This is a genomic window from Pirellulales bacterium, from assembly GCA_035939775.1.
In the GTDB taxonomy this organism is placed as follows: Bacteria; Planctomycetota; Planctomycetia; order Pirellulales; family DATAWG01; genus DASZFO01.
Genome location: DASZFO010000356.1, coordinates 1 through 13,401, shown reverse-complemented (window position 1 = coordinate 13,401; position 13,401 = coordinate 1). Strand labels below are relative to the sequence as shown.

The 13,401-nt window shown below is 60.3% G+C and carries 16 protein-coding genes; 4 read left to right on the top strand and 12 right to left on the bottom strand.

Going from position 1 to position 13,401, the window contains the following annotated elements:
- The first annotated feature begins 281 nt into the window (after positions 1–281).
- The 4 genes from VGY55_23390 to VGY55_23375 all read left to right on the top strand — a co-directional run bounded on the left by VGY55_23390 (position 282) and on the right by VGY55_23375 (position 4,285).
- On the top strand, positions 282–1,856 hold the full coding sequence (locus tag VGY55_23390; protein ID HEV2972932.1) for a hypothetical protein: 1,575 nt from the start codon (positions 282–284) through the stop codon (positions 1,854–1,856).
- A 311-nt stretch (positions 1,857–2,167) separates the two neighbouring features.
- On the top strand, positions 2,168–3,193 hold the full coding sequence (locus VGY55_23385; protein HEV2972931.1) for a PDZ domain-containing protein: 1,026 nt from the start codon (positions 2,168–2,170) through the stop codon (positions 3,191–3,193).
- Between the two features lie 259 nt (positions 3,194–3,452).
- Positions 3,453–3,731, top strand: a complete 279-nt coding sequence (locus VGY55_23380) for a hypothetical protein (GenBank protein HEV2972930.1) — start codon at positions 3,453–3,455, stop codon at positions 3,729–3,731.
- Between the two features lie 131 nt (positions 3,732–3,862).
- Entirely contained in the window at positions 3,863–4,285 is a 423-nt protein-coding gene (locus VGY55_23375) for a dual specificity protein phosphatase (protein ID HEV2972929.1), read from the top strand.
- A gap of 112 nt (positions 4,286–4,397) precedes the next feature.
- Here the strand turns inward: VGY55_23375 and VGY55_23370 are convergent, their stop codons facing one another.
- The 12 genes from VGY55_23370 to VGY55_23315 form a co-directional block, all read right to left on the bottom strand.
- Positions 4,398–4,913 (bottom strand): hypothetical protein, encoded by a 516-nt coding sequence (locus VGY55_23370; GenBank protein HEV2972928.1) that lies wholly within the window; start codon positions 4,911–4,913, stop codon positions 4,398–4,400.
- Between the two features lie 216 nt (positions 4,914–5,129).
- Positions 5,130–5,852 (bottom strand): prolipoprotein diacylglyceryl transferase family protein, encoded by a 723-nt coding sequence (locus VGY55_23365; protein ID HEV2972927.1) that lies wholly within the window; start codon positions 5,850–5,852, stop codon positions 5,130–5,132.
- A gap of 35 nt (positions 5,853–5,887) precedes the next feature.
- Positions 5,888–7,384, bottom strand: a complete 1,497-nt coding sequence (locus tag VGY55_23360) for a radical SAM protein (protein HEV2972926.1) — start codon at positions 7,382–7,384, stop codon at positions 5,888–5,890.
- Positions 7,385–7,387: 3 nt separating this feature from the next.
- Entirely contained in the window at positions 7,388–8,008 is a 621-nt protein-coding gene (locus VGY55_23355; protein ID HEV2972925.1) for a hypothetical protein, read from the bottom strand.
- A 41-nt stretch (positions 8,009–8,049) separates the two neighbouring features.
- Positions 8,050–8,376, bottom strand: coding sequence for a hypothetical protein (locus tag VGY55_23350; GenBank protein ID HEV2972924.1), 327 nt, complete (start codon positions 8,374–8,376; stop codon positions 8,050–8,052).
- 361 nt (positions 8,377–8,737) lie between these two features.
- On the bottom strand, positions 8,738–9,412 hold the full coding sequence (locus VGY55_23345; GenBank protein HEV2972923.1) for a hypothetical protein: 675 nt from the start codon (positions 9,410–9,412) through the stop codon (positions 8,738–8,740).
- 32 nt (positions 9,413–9,444) lie between these two features.
- Positions 9,445–10,230, bottom strand: a complete 786-nt coding sequence (locus VGY55_23340; protein HEV2972922.1) for an SAM-dependent chlorinase/fluorinase — start codon at positions 10,228–10,230, stop codon at positions 9,445–9,447.
- Between the two features lie 9 nt (positions 10,231–10,239).
- Positions 10,240–10,599 carry a type II toxin-antitoxin system PemK/MazF family toxin gene (locus VGY55_23335; protein ID HEV2972921.1) on the bottom strand — a complete coding sequence of 120 codons (360 nt, stop codon included), beginning with the start codon at positions 10,597–10,599 and terminating at the stop codon, positions 10,240–10,242.
- A complete protein-coding gene (locus tag VGY55_23330) occupies positions 10,596–10,838 on the bottom strand; it encodes a hypothetical protein (protein ID HEV2972920.1) in 243 nt (80 codons plus the stop codon). The genes VGY55_23335 and VGY55_23330 overlap by 4 nt, the downstream gene beginning before the upstream one ends.
- A 118-nt stretch (positions 10,839–10,956) precedes the next feature.
- Positions 10,957–12,429 carry an Asp-tRNA(Asn)/Glu-tRNA(Gln) amidotransferase subunit GatB gene (gene gatB, locus VGY55_23325; GenBank protein ID HEV2972919.1) on the bottom strand — a complete coding sequence of 491 codons (1,473 nt, stop codon included), beginning with the start codon at positions 12,427–12,429 and terminating at the stop codon, positions 10,957–10,959.
- A 93-nt stretch (positions 12,430–12,522) separates the two neighbouring features.
- Entirely contained in the window at positions 12,523–12,915 is a 393-nt protein-coding gene (locus VGY55_23320) for a GxxExxY protein (GenBank protein HEV2972918.1), read from the bottom strand.
- Positions 12,902–13,401, bottom strand: a 500-nt coding sequence (locus VGY55_23315) for an amidase (protein ID HEV2972917.1), incomplete at its 5' end; no start/stop codon positions are given. The genes VGY55_23315 and VGY55_23320, both read right to left, overlap by 14 nt.

Here is a 13,401-nt window from a genome sequence, read left to right as displayed (position 1 = left end):
GACCTGAGTTATTACGACGAACTGGATAACACGATCATCGACAACTACGAAACGGATTTTTTTATGAGGAGACCAGGAAGGCAGGAGAAGAGCCGGAAATGGACGCAGATGGGCAGATGGACGGAAATCAGGATTGAATTTGTTCGGACACGAAAATTACCTTGCCTCGTTCTTCATTCGCGTTCATTTCCGTCCATTTCCGGCTAATTGTTATTGTCTCCTGCCTTCCTGGCCTCCTCATAAATAAAACCCTTCGACTCGCGACGAGGAGAGATTTGGATATGCGATCAATTCCCCTGGCGATGACGTGGGAACTGCTCCGCCGCGGGCGGTCGTGGCTGATCGTGGGCTTCGTGGTCGCCAATGCCTTGCCGATGATCATGTTCGGGGAGTTGCGGCATCAACGGGCCCTCCTGCCGCACGATAAGAGCTTCTTCCTCATCAGTTTCATGATGATGGAGATCAACATGTTCGCCTTCGGCGTGGCCATATTTGCGGTGCAAGGGCATCCATCGCGGTTGTTCGTGATGCCGGTGCCGACTTCGACGATCGTCGCCTGGCATTTGTTTCCGGCGATGGCGCTGATGGCGCTGGAATCGATCGTTAGCACCGCGGCGGCAAACGCTACGTTTGGTCTCGGCTGGCCGATCTGGGGTCCGGCGATCTTTCTGGCGGTCATGCTGGCCGCGGTCAACGCCCTTTTGTGGCTGACAGAGAAAACGGTCTGGATGGTCATCGGACTCGCTCCGGTCGCGGCCCTGTTGGGTCTCTGGTTCAAATCGCGATTCGGCCCGGTGTTTTCTCAGCCGACGCGCCTTTGGACCGAAGTGACATTGGGGGAAGCCGCGATGATGCTGGGCTTCGCCGTCGCCGCGTATGCGGTCGCCGTGATCGCGGTGGCGCGAAATCGCCGCGGCGATCCATTGCCAGTGTTGGGGATCGTCGCTTGGATTGACCGCTTATTCGACTCCTCGCCTGAAACTCGCCGCCCGTTTCGCAGCCCCGCGGAGGCGCAACATTGGTGCGAGTGGCGGCGGAAAGGATGGGTCATGCCAGGGACCGTCGGGTTGGTTATCGTCGGGGGCTTTATCCTCTGGCTGATCTTCAATCGCGATCTACGCGATCTATTCGGCGGACTCATTGCCGGCGGCGGGATGCTTTCGATGGCGGGATTCATCGGCGGCGTAGTCATCGGCAACGTCGGTCCGAGCGACAAGGATTACAAAATGGGGCAGTTCCTGGCGACCCGGCCGATTACCAATCGCGACCTGTCGAAAACCATTCTCAAGACCGCGGCGAAGAGCACTCTGATTGCCTGGGGAATCTGGGTCCTCGCGTTTCTGCTCGTCGGTGCCATCGCGGGGATGAGAATCATTCGCCAGACCGAAATTCTCCATCATCTGGAGGCATGGTACTTTCCCGCGACGTTGCTCGGGCCTTGGATTGTTATGGCAGTGATGATTTCGGTCGGTCTTACCGGAAGAACGCGGCCCGTGTTGTTGCTCGGCGGCATCGTCGTGGCCTGGGTTGCAACAATGACCTTGCCGCACTTTGTTTTGCCTCGACCAGTCGAGCAAGTATTCTATACCGGCATCGGCGCCGCAAGCGGAATCATCCTCATCTGGGGCAACGCTCGGACGTTCATCGTGGCTTGGCGTAGGTCGCTCATCGGACTGCCGACGATGCTTGTCGGGCTATTCGGACTTTTGGCGATCTTAGCCTTGGCTGCGCTGACCGGCGTGCTCAATCCGCGATTGCCGCTAATCCTCAACTTATTCTTCATCGGCCTGCTATCTCTGGCGGTCGCGCCGCTAGCCGCCGTTCCGCTGGCCCTGTCGTGGAACAGAACTCGTTGAGATACGGGTTCACGCCCAATTTCATCCGCAGATTTCCGCAGATTCAATTCTAAACGACAATCCGAGCGGACGGCTCGTCTCTCAAAATCTGCGTCAATCTGCGTAATCTGCGGATTGCTCGTCTGAATGCCGCCTGATCGTTACGACGTTGTGTTTTTTTCGCCCGTCGTGAACAATGGGATGGTGGCCAGCGACTAACTCGGCGGTGGCGGCCGCGCTCGTCTCGCGCGGCGAACTGGGAGATTCGGACGCCCCGGCGAAACAGGGCCTCGCCGGGGGAATTGCAAAACGTGCCCTTGAGGAGGCGGGTTATGAAACGGCTGACAACGGTTCTGATGGCGTTCGTTTTGGCTCTTTTCTCGAATCGCCTTTTGTCCGGTCAGGAATTGGACTACGACACGACCTTGCTCACCTTCACTTCTGAACCCTCGTCGCTCGGCCAAGACTGGCTGGGGCTGCGAGTAACCACGCTGCCGGACGACTTGCGGCAGAAGCTCGATCTCCCGAAGGAACAAGGGCTAGTGGTTCGCGAAGTCGTGCCGGATAGCCCGGGCGCAAAAGCGAGCATCAAACCGGACGACATTCTCCTCAAGGCCGGCGACAAACCGGTGAAGACTTACACCGACATCCTCGAAGCGGTCCGCGACGCAAAGAAGAGCGGTCTTGCGCTGGAATTTCTGCGGGATGGAAAGACTTACGACGTCGTTATCAAGCCGGTAAACCGGCCGAGCGGCTTTGAATTGCCGGAGGGGCTTCAATTGGACGGCGGCGCGATCTCGAAGAACCCGCTCGCCGAGCAACAACTGCACCGCGCGCAGTTGCAAAGAATCCGTGCCGAGTTGCAGGGGGTCCAGCAGCGGATCGGAGCGATCAACCGCGAGCTAGCGCAGCTAGACCAGCTTAGCCAGGCGAATCCCGATCTGGAAAAAATGATGCGGCAAGCTGCTGCGATGCGGCGCGCGGCCGACGAGTTGGCCGCAGCCGGCCGAACCGAGGATGCCGAACGGCTCCGGCGCGAAATGCGCGAGCTTTCCGAGAGAATAAACGCGGCGACAGAGGCCGGCCCAGGCGGCCCTCTCGGCGGCGCCATGGTTTTCCCCAATCCCGGCATGCTCGCCGCGCCGCCGAATGGCCTTGCGCAAAGGACTTTCACCGTCATGGACCTTGCGGCCCCGATCGAACCGCCGGCGGCCGTTCCGCTTCAGTTCAACCGCAGCCTTTCCCTGATCCAGCCGCAGCAACCCGATCCGGCCGTCGGGGAGCTGCGCAAGCAAGTCGAGCAGATGCGTCACGAGTTGAATGAGCTGCGCGAGTTCATCGCGAAGAAAAAGGAGTGAATGTAGGCCTGAAAGGCCGGCGGAGCCCAGCCCAGGGTGGAGCGAAGTTCTCCACAAGGAGAACGGAGCGGAACCCTGGGACAGCCGATATCACCCGTGCGCTGGCGGCCTGAAGGGCCTCCGGAGGAATCGCGCGCACATGGAGCGTATGGCGATTGTTGACGGCATACGAGAATCCTAGCTATAGCCGAATTGCGGCGCGATGCAGTTTGCTATCGTCATCATCTCTTCCAATTCCTAAATCCCGTCGGATGTCGTCATGATCGCGCGCTACAATAGCATTAGTCTACTTGCGGGTGTGCCAGGCATCATTCTCCAAATCGCCGGTCAGGTCGTGATGCGAACGAACCCGTCGCACGAAGCGATCGGCGCGCTGGTTGCCATTGCAGGCACCGCGCTGCTTATGTTGGGCCTCGCCTATTACGCTCTCGCCAAAGGCCGAAACCCCGCCTGGTGTCTCATGGGTCTTCTGTCGATCATCGGCATAATCGTCCTGGCCTGCCTCAAAGATCTCGCCCCCGACGGACGCGAACATTAGAGCCTATCCGAGAACCGCCTGAGGAGAGCGGGACCGTCCCCTTTTGTTCCGAAGACTCCACAAAAGGGGACGGTCCCCGGCGGTTCTCGGATAGGCTCTTACATTGCACGTCATTCCGGCGGGCCGCTCTCATGAATCAAGTCAGAGATCATCAGCTTTGGATCGGTCACTCCGGCGACGGGCGCGATTTGCAGGGCATCCTTGAACGGGAGATTCGCGCCGTCGTGCAATTGGCGATCGAAGAGCCGCCGCTACCATTGCCGCGCGAAATCATCGCTTACCGATTTCCGCTGGTGGACGGAGAGGGCAACGATCCTAATCTGATTCATCTGGCGATCGACGCCGTTGCGGCAATGATCGAGCGTTCGATCCCGGCGCTGGTGTGTTGCGGCGGCGGCATGAGCCGATCGCCGGCAATCGTCGCTGCCGCGATCTCGCTCGCAGAGCGGAAGGACTTGCACGATTGTCTCAAGGCCGTGACGGAATCCCATCCCTCCGACGTCTCGCCCGGATTGTGGGATGAAATCTGCGGCGTATTGCGCGCGCCCGATTAGTGCGCCTAACAAATCCGGCAGGGAGAAGGGGACAGTCCCCATTTTGCTCCGCGGACTCCGCAAAAGGGGGACAGTCCCCGCCGGATTTGTTAGGCGCTCTTAGGCGCGGGCGTCACCATTGCATCGACGAGCTGCTCGGCCCCGGGGCGGCGTCGCTGCTGGACCCGTTGCCATTTGTCGAATCGTCCGGCATCTCAGGAGACGGCATCGGCTCGACGATCGTTTCAGTTTCGCGGATGGTCACGATTTCCTCGACGATGATTTCAGCCGGCGGCGGAGCTGACTCGAGCGCCAGAGCGGCTGCCAATGCGATCTCGGCCGGCGGCATCGCCGGCGGCGCGGCTTTGGCCTTCCTTGTTTTGGCGGCGACCTTCTTCTTGACCGCGGATTTTTTCTTGGCGGCGGACTTCTTCTTAACGGCCGGCCGTTTCTTGGCAACCGCCATCTTTGCCGCTTGCTTCTTCTTGGGTGCCGCCTTGGCTGCCTTGGCCTTCTTCTTGGCGTTCTTCTTCGCTGCCTTCTTGGCCCCCTTCTTCACCGGGAGCTTCTTCTTGGCCCGCTTTTTCGCGCCTCCCTTCTTGGCAGCTTTTTTCTTGGGGGCCTTTTTCGCGGATTTCTTCTTGGCCATGAGGTTCTCCTTGCGGCGGTACGGGAGGTCGATCGAAGGAAGATGAACCGGCAGTATAATTGCCGCCGCTAGCGGGGGCAAATTCTTGACGCAGATCGAGGCCAACAATAATCAAGGGCGACCGACAAATCCGGCGGGGACTGTCCCCCTTTTGCGGAGCGGGCACCATCGCCGCGACGGTCGGCAGCGAAACGGGGACTGTCCCCTTCTCCCGGCCTAAATGCCGAGGTTCGAATCCGCTGCCAAGCCGCCGGCCGACGACCGAGCATCGCAAATCCAGAGCCAAATAAAAACTGGCGCAACTGCTGCGGCAGCCCATTGATAACCCGTCAAGCCGAGCCAAATCTCCGGCTCGGGACGGATAAACTCGCTGAAAAAACGGTATATGAGATACGAAATGATGTACAGCTTAATTAGTTGCCCGCGAAGCAGTCCGCGCCGCCATAACAAGGTTAGAATGGCCGCGGCAGCGATATGGAAAGCCGATTCGTAGAGTTGCGTGGGATGTCGTGGACGGGCGTCGGCCGTGCTGAATACGACCCCCCAAGGAAGCGTGGTGGGAGTGCCATAACAGCACCCCGCGGAAAAGCAAGCGAGTCGGCCGATCGCGACCGCGGCCGCGACCGGAACGGCAAAGCTGTCGCCGGTCTTCACGCGGATGTGCAGCCCCCACTTGGCCAACTCCACGCCGAAATAGCCGCCGACGATCCCGGCCACGATCGTCTTGCCGTCGCCGAACCACGCCGCTCCGCTCATCAATCCATTCCAATTCGAGAGCACAAACGGCAGCCGCGCTCCGATGAACGCCCCGCAGAACGCGCCGAGCCCGATGCCGAGTCGTTCCATTGCCGATAGGGATAGCGCTCGCTGAGTGCGCCGGCTGATCGCCGCGCCGACGGCGATTGCCACCAGCATCAGGGCGGGATAGGTCCAAGGCATGGCAGGAAGGCCGCGAGTGGCCCACGCGATCATCGTCATCGGGTGCTGGTTGCATGCATCGTTGCCGCCGCGCGGAGCAGCGGAAGCGGCACATGACCGTCGCGGTAGAGCACATTGTAGGCGCAAAACGGGATCACGTGCCCGCTGGGGAGCACATGATGGATGCAGCATTTCATCAGTCGCCGCACGTCGAAATTGTAGGCGTCCAAGAACGAGGTGATGGTGATCCGGAATACGTCGGCAGGCGATAATTGCTCGGCCATCGCTCGCGCAAAGAACTCCGCGGCGAGCGACTCCGTTTCGGCGGCGTCGGCCGCTCGCAACGTGGTCGCGCGATCGCCGCCGTTCGTCGCGCCGATTTGAACGATCGGCGACGCCGTTTCAGGTCCACACTTTCCGCCGCAACAACCGGCGCTTCCCAAATACTGCTCGATCAACTCCCGCGCGCGAACGCGAGTGAACGTGATTCCGTTGGCCAGCAAGTCCAGATGATTCCGGGCATCGATGAATCGCGATAGCGGCGCGATTCGTCCGCCGCTGCGGTAAGCGTAGCTGAGGCTGTGGCAATTGGGATGAGCGCAGGGAAGGGGCAAGAAGTCGTCCTCCCGAAAAAGCCCGTCGGTCTGCCGCGCGACTTCGCGAATCACATCGGGAAACGTGATCCGCCGCTCCAAGCTCTCGGGCAGCACGAACCGACCCGAGTACGTGGCCGGTTGAAAACTGATCCCCGTGATCCAAGGCCGCTCCAGCCCAAAGCGGACGATGCCGCCGATTTCCGGCTCGTTCACGTCGATTTGCAGCGTCGTCACCAGGATCGTGCGCAGGCCATGGCGGCCGAGAGTCTCGACCGCTCGCCGCTTGATGTCGGCCAGCGGCTCGCCGCGCAACGCCTGATAGGTCGCGTCGCTGAGGCCGTCGAATTGCAGGTAGATCTCCAACCGATGCTTGTAACGGGCAATCTGTTCGACAAACGCGGCGTCGTGAGCCAGCCGAATCCCGTTGGTATTGATCATCACGATGTCGATCGGTTGGGCGCAGGCGTAATCGAGAATTTGCAAGAATTCGGGATGGATCGTCGGCTCGCCGCCGGAAAGCTGGAGCACCTCCGGCCGACCCTCGACTTCGACTAGCCGATCGATGGCGCGGCGACATTCGTCGACCGAAAGGTGCTTTTGTCCTGGCCCGCTCGCCGAATAGCAGATCGGGCAGGTGAGGTTGCAGGCCGCCGTGATCTCGACCAGCCCGATGCACGTGTGCTGTTCATGCTCGGTGCAAAGACCGCAGTCCAGGGGGCAACCTTTTTCCGGCTCGACACCGAACAGTGGCGCCTTTCCCGGCAGACTGAATTCCATCCGGTCGTACTGCGTGATATCGGAACAGACAAAATCTTCGCGCACGCCGTGCGCGGGACAACGCTTGCGAAAGTAGACGCGTCCCGTGTCCTTCACGATGATCTTCGCCGGCACGACGGCCAGACACTCGGGACAGAGGCTCTGAGTCACGCCTAAGAAGCGATGGTCGCGAAGTTGCATGGTTCAGTTCCCAGTGCGCCACAGTGCCCGAATCAGAAAATACGCGGCGATGGCGCCGGCCACAATTCCGACGAGTATCGCGATAATGAAGGCTCCGCTCATGTTTTCGCCATTGGCGGCGAAACCGGCCAGTCCGAGCGGAAAACAGGTTGCCGTAAAGGCGGCCGCGGCGCCGATGAAAATCACGAAGACGATTCCCAACGACGCGGCGAACAGTTCAACCTTCTCCCCAACGGTTGGCGAGCGGCCAGACTGACGCGTCCGGCGGCCAACCATTCCGATCGTTCGCAATGCGGCGGGCAAACTCAGAATCGCCAGCAAGATGGCCAGCCCCGGCGCGACTCCGGCGACCCCCATGACCACGGCAACCAACGTCGTCCAAAGAAACATCGTGCTCAGGCTGAATGTCCGGTTCAAATGCACATCGGTCGGCGGAGCGGGCGAGGCGTACGGATTCGGCGCAACCGGCGATTCTTGGAGCGATTGCGTTGCCGCGACATGATCGCCGGCGATCGGCCGCTCGTGTCTCAACGCGCAGAGCCAACATCTCGCTGCGCCCGGCACAAGTGCAGCGCCGCACTCGGGGCAAGTGGTCGGCAAGTCAGAAGGGACGGTTGTATCCATGGTCGGTCCTGCGATGGCCTCGCCGCGCGAAGTCGCGGACGTCAATCCTTTTGCCAATTATCTTGAATAAGCTTTTTCGCGGCCAGGTATGCACCAATGATTCCGATCGCGATTACTACTATGGCGGACGCGACGCGAGCAGGCGAGCCGTCGATTAACCGAATTGGCGCGGATCCCACCGCCGCGGTGGTACACGCGGCCACGAATGCGGCGGCCGCGGCGGCTATGATCGCGATGACGAGCGCAAAGGAACTTGCGAACACTTCGATCTTTTCGAGAGTATTCATCGATTCTCCCGTTGCTCTCATTCGGTGACGAGCGGTTCCAATGGTGCGCAGCGCCGCGGGCACGCTCAGCAGGGCCAACAATACGCCCGCTCCGGGTGCAATTCTCGCCACGCCCGTGACCACGGCAACCAACGTCGTCCAGAGGAATACCGTGCTCAGGCTGAAAGTCCGGTCGAGGTCGGTGCGAGCAGGCCTAGGTCCCGACAACTCCAGCGGATTTGTTTTGTACAGCTCACGCCGATCGGCAACTGGCGCTATTCGAATTTCGCCGGATCGCTCCTCCTCCTGCGCAGGAGAACCGACAGGCCGCTCGAATTTCTCGCCGCACAGCCAACATTTGTTATCGCCAATCTTCAGCGGGGCATCGCACTCGGAACAACTCTTCGGCGCGCCCGCAACTTTCATTCTTTCCATCGGAGCGAACTCGCGGACAGCATCGAAGTCACGGCGTCTTGTCGCCGATCACGTCCTTCCGTGCCAAGCGGCGGGCGAAATCCTCGGCCATCGTCCGCACGCGGCGGATCACTTGCCCGAGGATGACCCCCTCCAGCGCCAAGGCCACTAACACGATCATCTGGTAGTAGCGCGGCACGCTCATCGCCGTGGCCCGTTCCGCGGCCGCATAGTATTTCACATAACCCAGCAGAAAAATGTAACCGGTCATCGAACCAAGTGTCGCCAGCCAAACGAGCTTCAGGCTGAGCCGCAGCGCCGCCAAGGCGATAATCAAGAAGTAGCCGACCACCAGCGGACTGCGCGGCCCGTCGGCGATCAGCAGCACCGCGGTCAGCAGGACAATGTCGCAGGCCGTCGTCGCGAATTTGAGCGCGGCGGGAAACACGTGCGTTCGCAGGCAGACGAGCGTCACGAGAGCCACCATCGTCCAAGCCACCGCCAGCGCCGTTACCGACTGATGAAACCGGTCGCCGACCACGGGCGGCAATTGCAATGCCCCGATCTGCACGCCGTGGTTAATCAACTCAATGATGTAAAACGCCCCGATGCCGATCGTACGCAGCAGGTTCGCGCGGGCTTCCCCTTCGTATTCCTGCCAGCGGCTCACGATGAACCACTGCCGGTCGCTTGCCGCTGTGCCGAGTTTCGGGTCGTTGTTCATAGGTGAAATAGCGACTGAGAATGACGAATTCGTTACCAGCGCACGGTGACCGGCCCGCCGGCATCAGAGTTCAACTGCGAGCGAGCGTCGCCGCCTGCGGTGGAGATTTCAAGATACCCGCTTGATCCGACGAGCGCCATGAGCGTATTGACAGGACGGTCGCCGTAGGTTCGATCGATGCCGTGGATCGCGCGGCCGGCGATTTCGACCGTTGCGCGGCTGCGATCCGGGATCCCGGCCAGCATTCCGGCTGTGATGTCGGTGATCAGGTTGCCAAAGCCGTCGACCCAGAGGATCGAGCCGCTGATTTCATTCGCGCCGATTCGCGGCGCTGGCGAATTCAGTTCCACAAGCTCGGCAATGCTCGGGCCGAGCCGGTCCGGCTCCATACCCAAGCTGAGCTGCGCCGCGACCGGGGCCATGATGTCGCGACCGTGAAATGTGTTCGAGACCGACGGCAGCCAGTGCTCGGGGTTCTCGAGAGTGATGATCCGCGACGGGCGGGTCTTGAGCGCCAGCCGGCTCAGCAGGCCGTTATCGGGCGCAAGATACTGCTGATCGCCGATCTGGGCATAAATAATTCGCCGCTCGGTGCCGACCCCCGGATCGACCACCGCGACGTGAATCGTCCCGGCGGGAAACCAAGTCGTCGCCTCCGCCAACAGCACCGCCGCCTGCCGAACATTCTGCGCCCCAATCGTGTGCGCAATATCCACCACCCGCGCCGCCGGATGTATCGAAAGAATCACCCCCTTCATCGCCGCCACATACGGGCTGCCAAGACCGAAATCGGTGGTCAGCGTGATGATGCGGCTCATACGCCAGCCTCACGCAATTCCGAGGGCAGCCTTGAGGCATTCATCCACCTGGAGCATCAACGGCGGCGGCAGGCGGCCGATGGTCTTGAGAACGAGCTGCTCGTGAACGGTGAAGAGATTGTTGAAGCTGACAGCCGACGTGACGTGCAACCCTGACCGCTTACCATCGGGCGAGTCAATGTTAATCAATAGGTGCGCCGGTTCGGTTGCCGCAAATTGGATGTTCTTGGTAATCATCGCAACGATCGTGCTCGTCAACCGAGTGTTGTTCAAATCACCTTGGACGACCAAGGCCGGCCGAACCCTGGACCCGCTGGCATCGCTGTAAGGGTAGTCGACGATCACTACATCGCCGCGCCGCGCCTTCACGGCGATTCCGGCAAGCCGTAAACGGAACCGTCCTCCCAATCCTCAGGCGATAAGTCGGCTAATAGGGGGTAGAAAGCCCGGGGATCGTCTTCGTCGACATCAAGGAGCATCCTGACTCGATCAAAGACCTCCTCCCGCATCACGACATACGTCTTTTTCGTCGCGGGATCGACGATACGCAACGGCTCTCCGCCAGCTTGCTGGATTGCTTGCGATAGCTCCGGCGTCATTTGAGTCATACGCAAGGCCCCTCTTCAATACTCAAATCATGACACCGAGCCTGCGCCGAGGCAAGCCCGCTATGAGCGTTCAGGCGGGGCTCACGGACCAAGTCTTCGCGACGTAAAGTGGCGAGTCTCAAGTCCTACTGGCCAGCTCCAAGCAAATCTCGCGCACGCGCCCTGGGTTGACATTCGGATTCCGCTTTTTTACTTGGCCGACGAGGTTGCCGGCGGCTTGGAGTTTGCCGGATTTGATGTCGGCCACAATCTTGGGATTGGCCGCGACGATTTCTTGGCACAGCGCGATGAGTTCGGATTCATCGACGCGGGCGATTCCCTTGGCGGCGATCACCTGCGCGGCGGATTGGCCGGTGGCCAGCATCTCGGCGAAGACTTCGCGGCCGCGGCTGGTGTCGAGATCGCCGGCTTGCACGCGCGAGATCAATTCGCCGAGCGCCGCGGCCGTGATCGGGAACTGCTCGATTGGGATGTTTCGCTCGTTGAGCGTGCGGAGCACGTCTTGCTGCATCCAGTTGCTGGCCGTCTTGCCGTCGTTTGTGAGGCGGGCCAATTCGACGAAGTATTCGACGAGCGTGCGCCCCTGGTTCACGAGCACGTCGCTGTCGTAGGGGCTGATGCCGTAGGTCGCCTCGAGCCGGGTTCGCAGGTCCGCCGGCAATTCGCCGAGCGAAGAGCGAATCTGATCGATCTCCGCGTCGGTCACAGTGACGGGCGCCAGATCCGGCTCGGGGAAATAGCGATAATCGCTCGTCTCCTCTTTATGCCGTTGGGCGCGGGTCACATTGGCCACGTCGTCCCAGCCGCGGGTCTGCTTCGGCACCGTGCCCAGTTCCTGCCGCGTCTCGCGCCAAACGTCGTACTGGCGATCGACCTCGAAATCCAGCGCCCGCTCGACGGCCCGAAAGCTGTTCATGTTCTTGATCTCGACGATCGGCGTCTTGGCGACGTGGCCGTCGGGGAGGTCGATGTGCAAATTGACATTCGCGTCCACGCGCAGGCTCCCTTCCTGCATGTTGCAATCGGAGACGCCGAGATACGTGAGCAGCAGCTTCAACTCGGTGAGATAGGCCTTCGCCTCGAGCGCTGAACGCATGTCGGGCTGGCTCACGATTTCCATCAGTGGCGTGCCGGTGCGATTGAGATCGATGCGGCTATCGGCCTTGCCCGCCACCTCGTCGTGGATGCTCTTGCCAGCGTCTTCTTCGAGATGGACGCGGATGATGCCGATATGCTTCGGCTCGAACCGTCCCTTAGGATCGCTAATCGCCAGATAGCCATCGTCGGAAAACGGCAGGTCGTATTGGCTGATCTGAAAGCCCTTGGGAAGATCGGGATAATAATAGTTCTTGCGGTCCCATTTAGTGAACGGGGCAATGTCGCAATTCAGAGCGATGGCGCTCTTGAGCGACAGCTCGAAGGCCTGACGGCTCATCACGGGCAAGGTGCCCGGCATTCCGATACAGATCGGGCAGGTCTGGGTGTTCGCGGGCGCGCCGAACCGCGTGCTGCATCCGCAGAACAGCTTCGTCCGCGTGAGCAACTGCACGTGGACCTCGAGGCCGATGATGACGGTGTATAACTCACTCATGGAACTTCAGGCAGACGAGGACAGGACCGCAGATGAACGCCGATTGACGCAGATGATCGCAGATGCCACGACATTATTGGCTGAGTGAATAGATTAATAACTGTTGACGATGCGCTTGATTTCGATTTTGCTTTTGCCGAAGTTGATCAGAAGTCCGACTTTGAATCCCGACGATTTGAGGAAGTTTAATGCTTGAGCGAAATGGGCGTCGTCGAGGGCCTTGGCGACTTTCAGTTCCACGGGCAACTGATCTTCAACGAACAAATCTGAAATGTAGAATCCGACCAGCACTCCATCGTAGTAAACGTCGATTGATTTCTGCTGTTCAACCTTGATCCCTAGTTTTCGAAGTTCATGAGCCAATGCATTCTCATAGATCTTCTCCAAGAACCCACACCCAAGTACATTCGCAACCTTAAATGCCGCGCCTATCACTTTTTCCGAAATCGGATCAATCGGCGCACATCCGCGTTCAACTGCGTCCATCTGCGGTCGCCCCGGTCGTCGGCGGCTCTGGGCGCCGCTTGTGCCAGTCGGTGGCGGATTGGAACATGTGGGCCGCCCGCAGCAGGCGGTCTTCGGCCAGCGGGGGCGCCTGAAGTTGCAGGCCGATCGGGAGGTTGCCGGAGCTGAATCCGCACGGGAACACGATCCCGCCGACGCCGGCGAGATTGGCCGTCACCGTGTACAGATCGACGAGGTACATCGCCAGCGGGTCGTCGGATTTTTCCCCGATCTTGAAGGCCGGGGTCGAGGTCACCGGGCCGGCGATCAGATCGACCTGGCGGAAAGCGTCGTCGTAGTCTTGGCGGATCAGGCGGCGCACCTTGAGCGCCTTCAAATAATAGGCATCGTAATAACCGGCGCTCAGGGCGTACGTGCCGAGCATGATTCGCCGCTTTACTTCGGCGCCAAAGCCTTCGGCACGGCTGCGGCGATACATGCGGACCAGTGGATTATCCAGCTCCTCCG

Excerpts from the sequence above, each read along its gene's own strand:
- VGY55_23390 (HEV2972932.1), top strand. The coding sequence starts at position 282 with ATGCGATCAATTCCCCTGGCGATGACGTGGGAACTGCTCCGCCGCGGG.
- VGY55_23385 (HEV2972931.1), top strand. The coding sequence starts at position 2,168 with ATGAAACGGCTGACAACGGTTCTGATGGCGTTCGTTTTGGCTCTTTTC.
- VGY55_23380 (HEV2972930.1), top strand. The coding sequence starts at position 3,453 with ATGATCGCGCGCTACAATAGCATTAGTCTACTTGCGGGTGTGCCAGGC.
- VGY55_23375 (HEV2972929.1), top strand. The coding sequence starts at position 3,863 with ATGAATCAAGTCAGAGATCATCAGCTTTGGATCGGTCACTCCGGCGAC.
- VGY55_23370 (HEV2972928.1), bottom strand. The coding sequence starts at position 4,913 with ATGGCCAAGAAGAAATCCGCGAAAAAGGCCCCCAAGAAAAAAGCTGCC.
- VGY55_23365 (HEV2972927.1), bottom strand. The coding sequence starts at position 5,852 with ATGCCTTGGACCTATCCCGCCCTGATGCTGGTGGCAATCGCCGTCGGC.
- VGY55_23360 (HEV2972926.1), bottom strand. The coding sequence starts at position 7,384 with ATGCAACTTCGCGACCATCGCTTCTTAGGCGTGACTCAGAGCCTCTGT.
- VGY55_23355 (HEV2972925.1), bottom strand. The coding sequence starts at position 8,008 with ATGGATACAACCGTCCCTTCTGACTTGCCGACCACTTGCCCCGAGTGC.
- VGY55_23345 (HEV2972923.1), bottom strand. The coding sequence starts at position 9,412 with ATGAACAACGACCCGAAACTCGGCACAGCGGCAAGCGACCGGCAGTGG.
- VGY55_23340 (HEV2972922.1), bottom strand. The coding sequence starts at position 10,230 with ATGAGCCGCATCATCACGCTGACCACCGATTTCGGTCTTGGCAGCCCG.
- VGY55_23330 (HEV2972920.1), bottom strand. The coding sequence starts at position 10,838 with ATGACTCAAATGACGCCGGAGCTATCGCAAGCAATCCAGCAAGCTGGC.
- gatB (HEV2972919.1), bottom strand. The coding sequence starts at position 12,429 with ATGAGTGAGTTATACACCGTCATCATCGGCCTCGAGGTCCACGTGCAG.
- VGY55_23320 (HEV2972918.1), bottom strand. The coding sequence starts at position 12,915 with ATGGACGCAGTTGAACGCGGATGTGCGCCGATTGATCCGATTTCGGAA.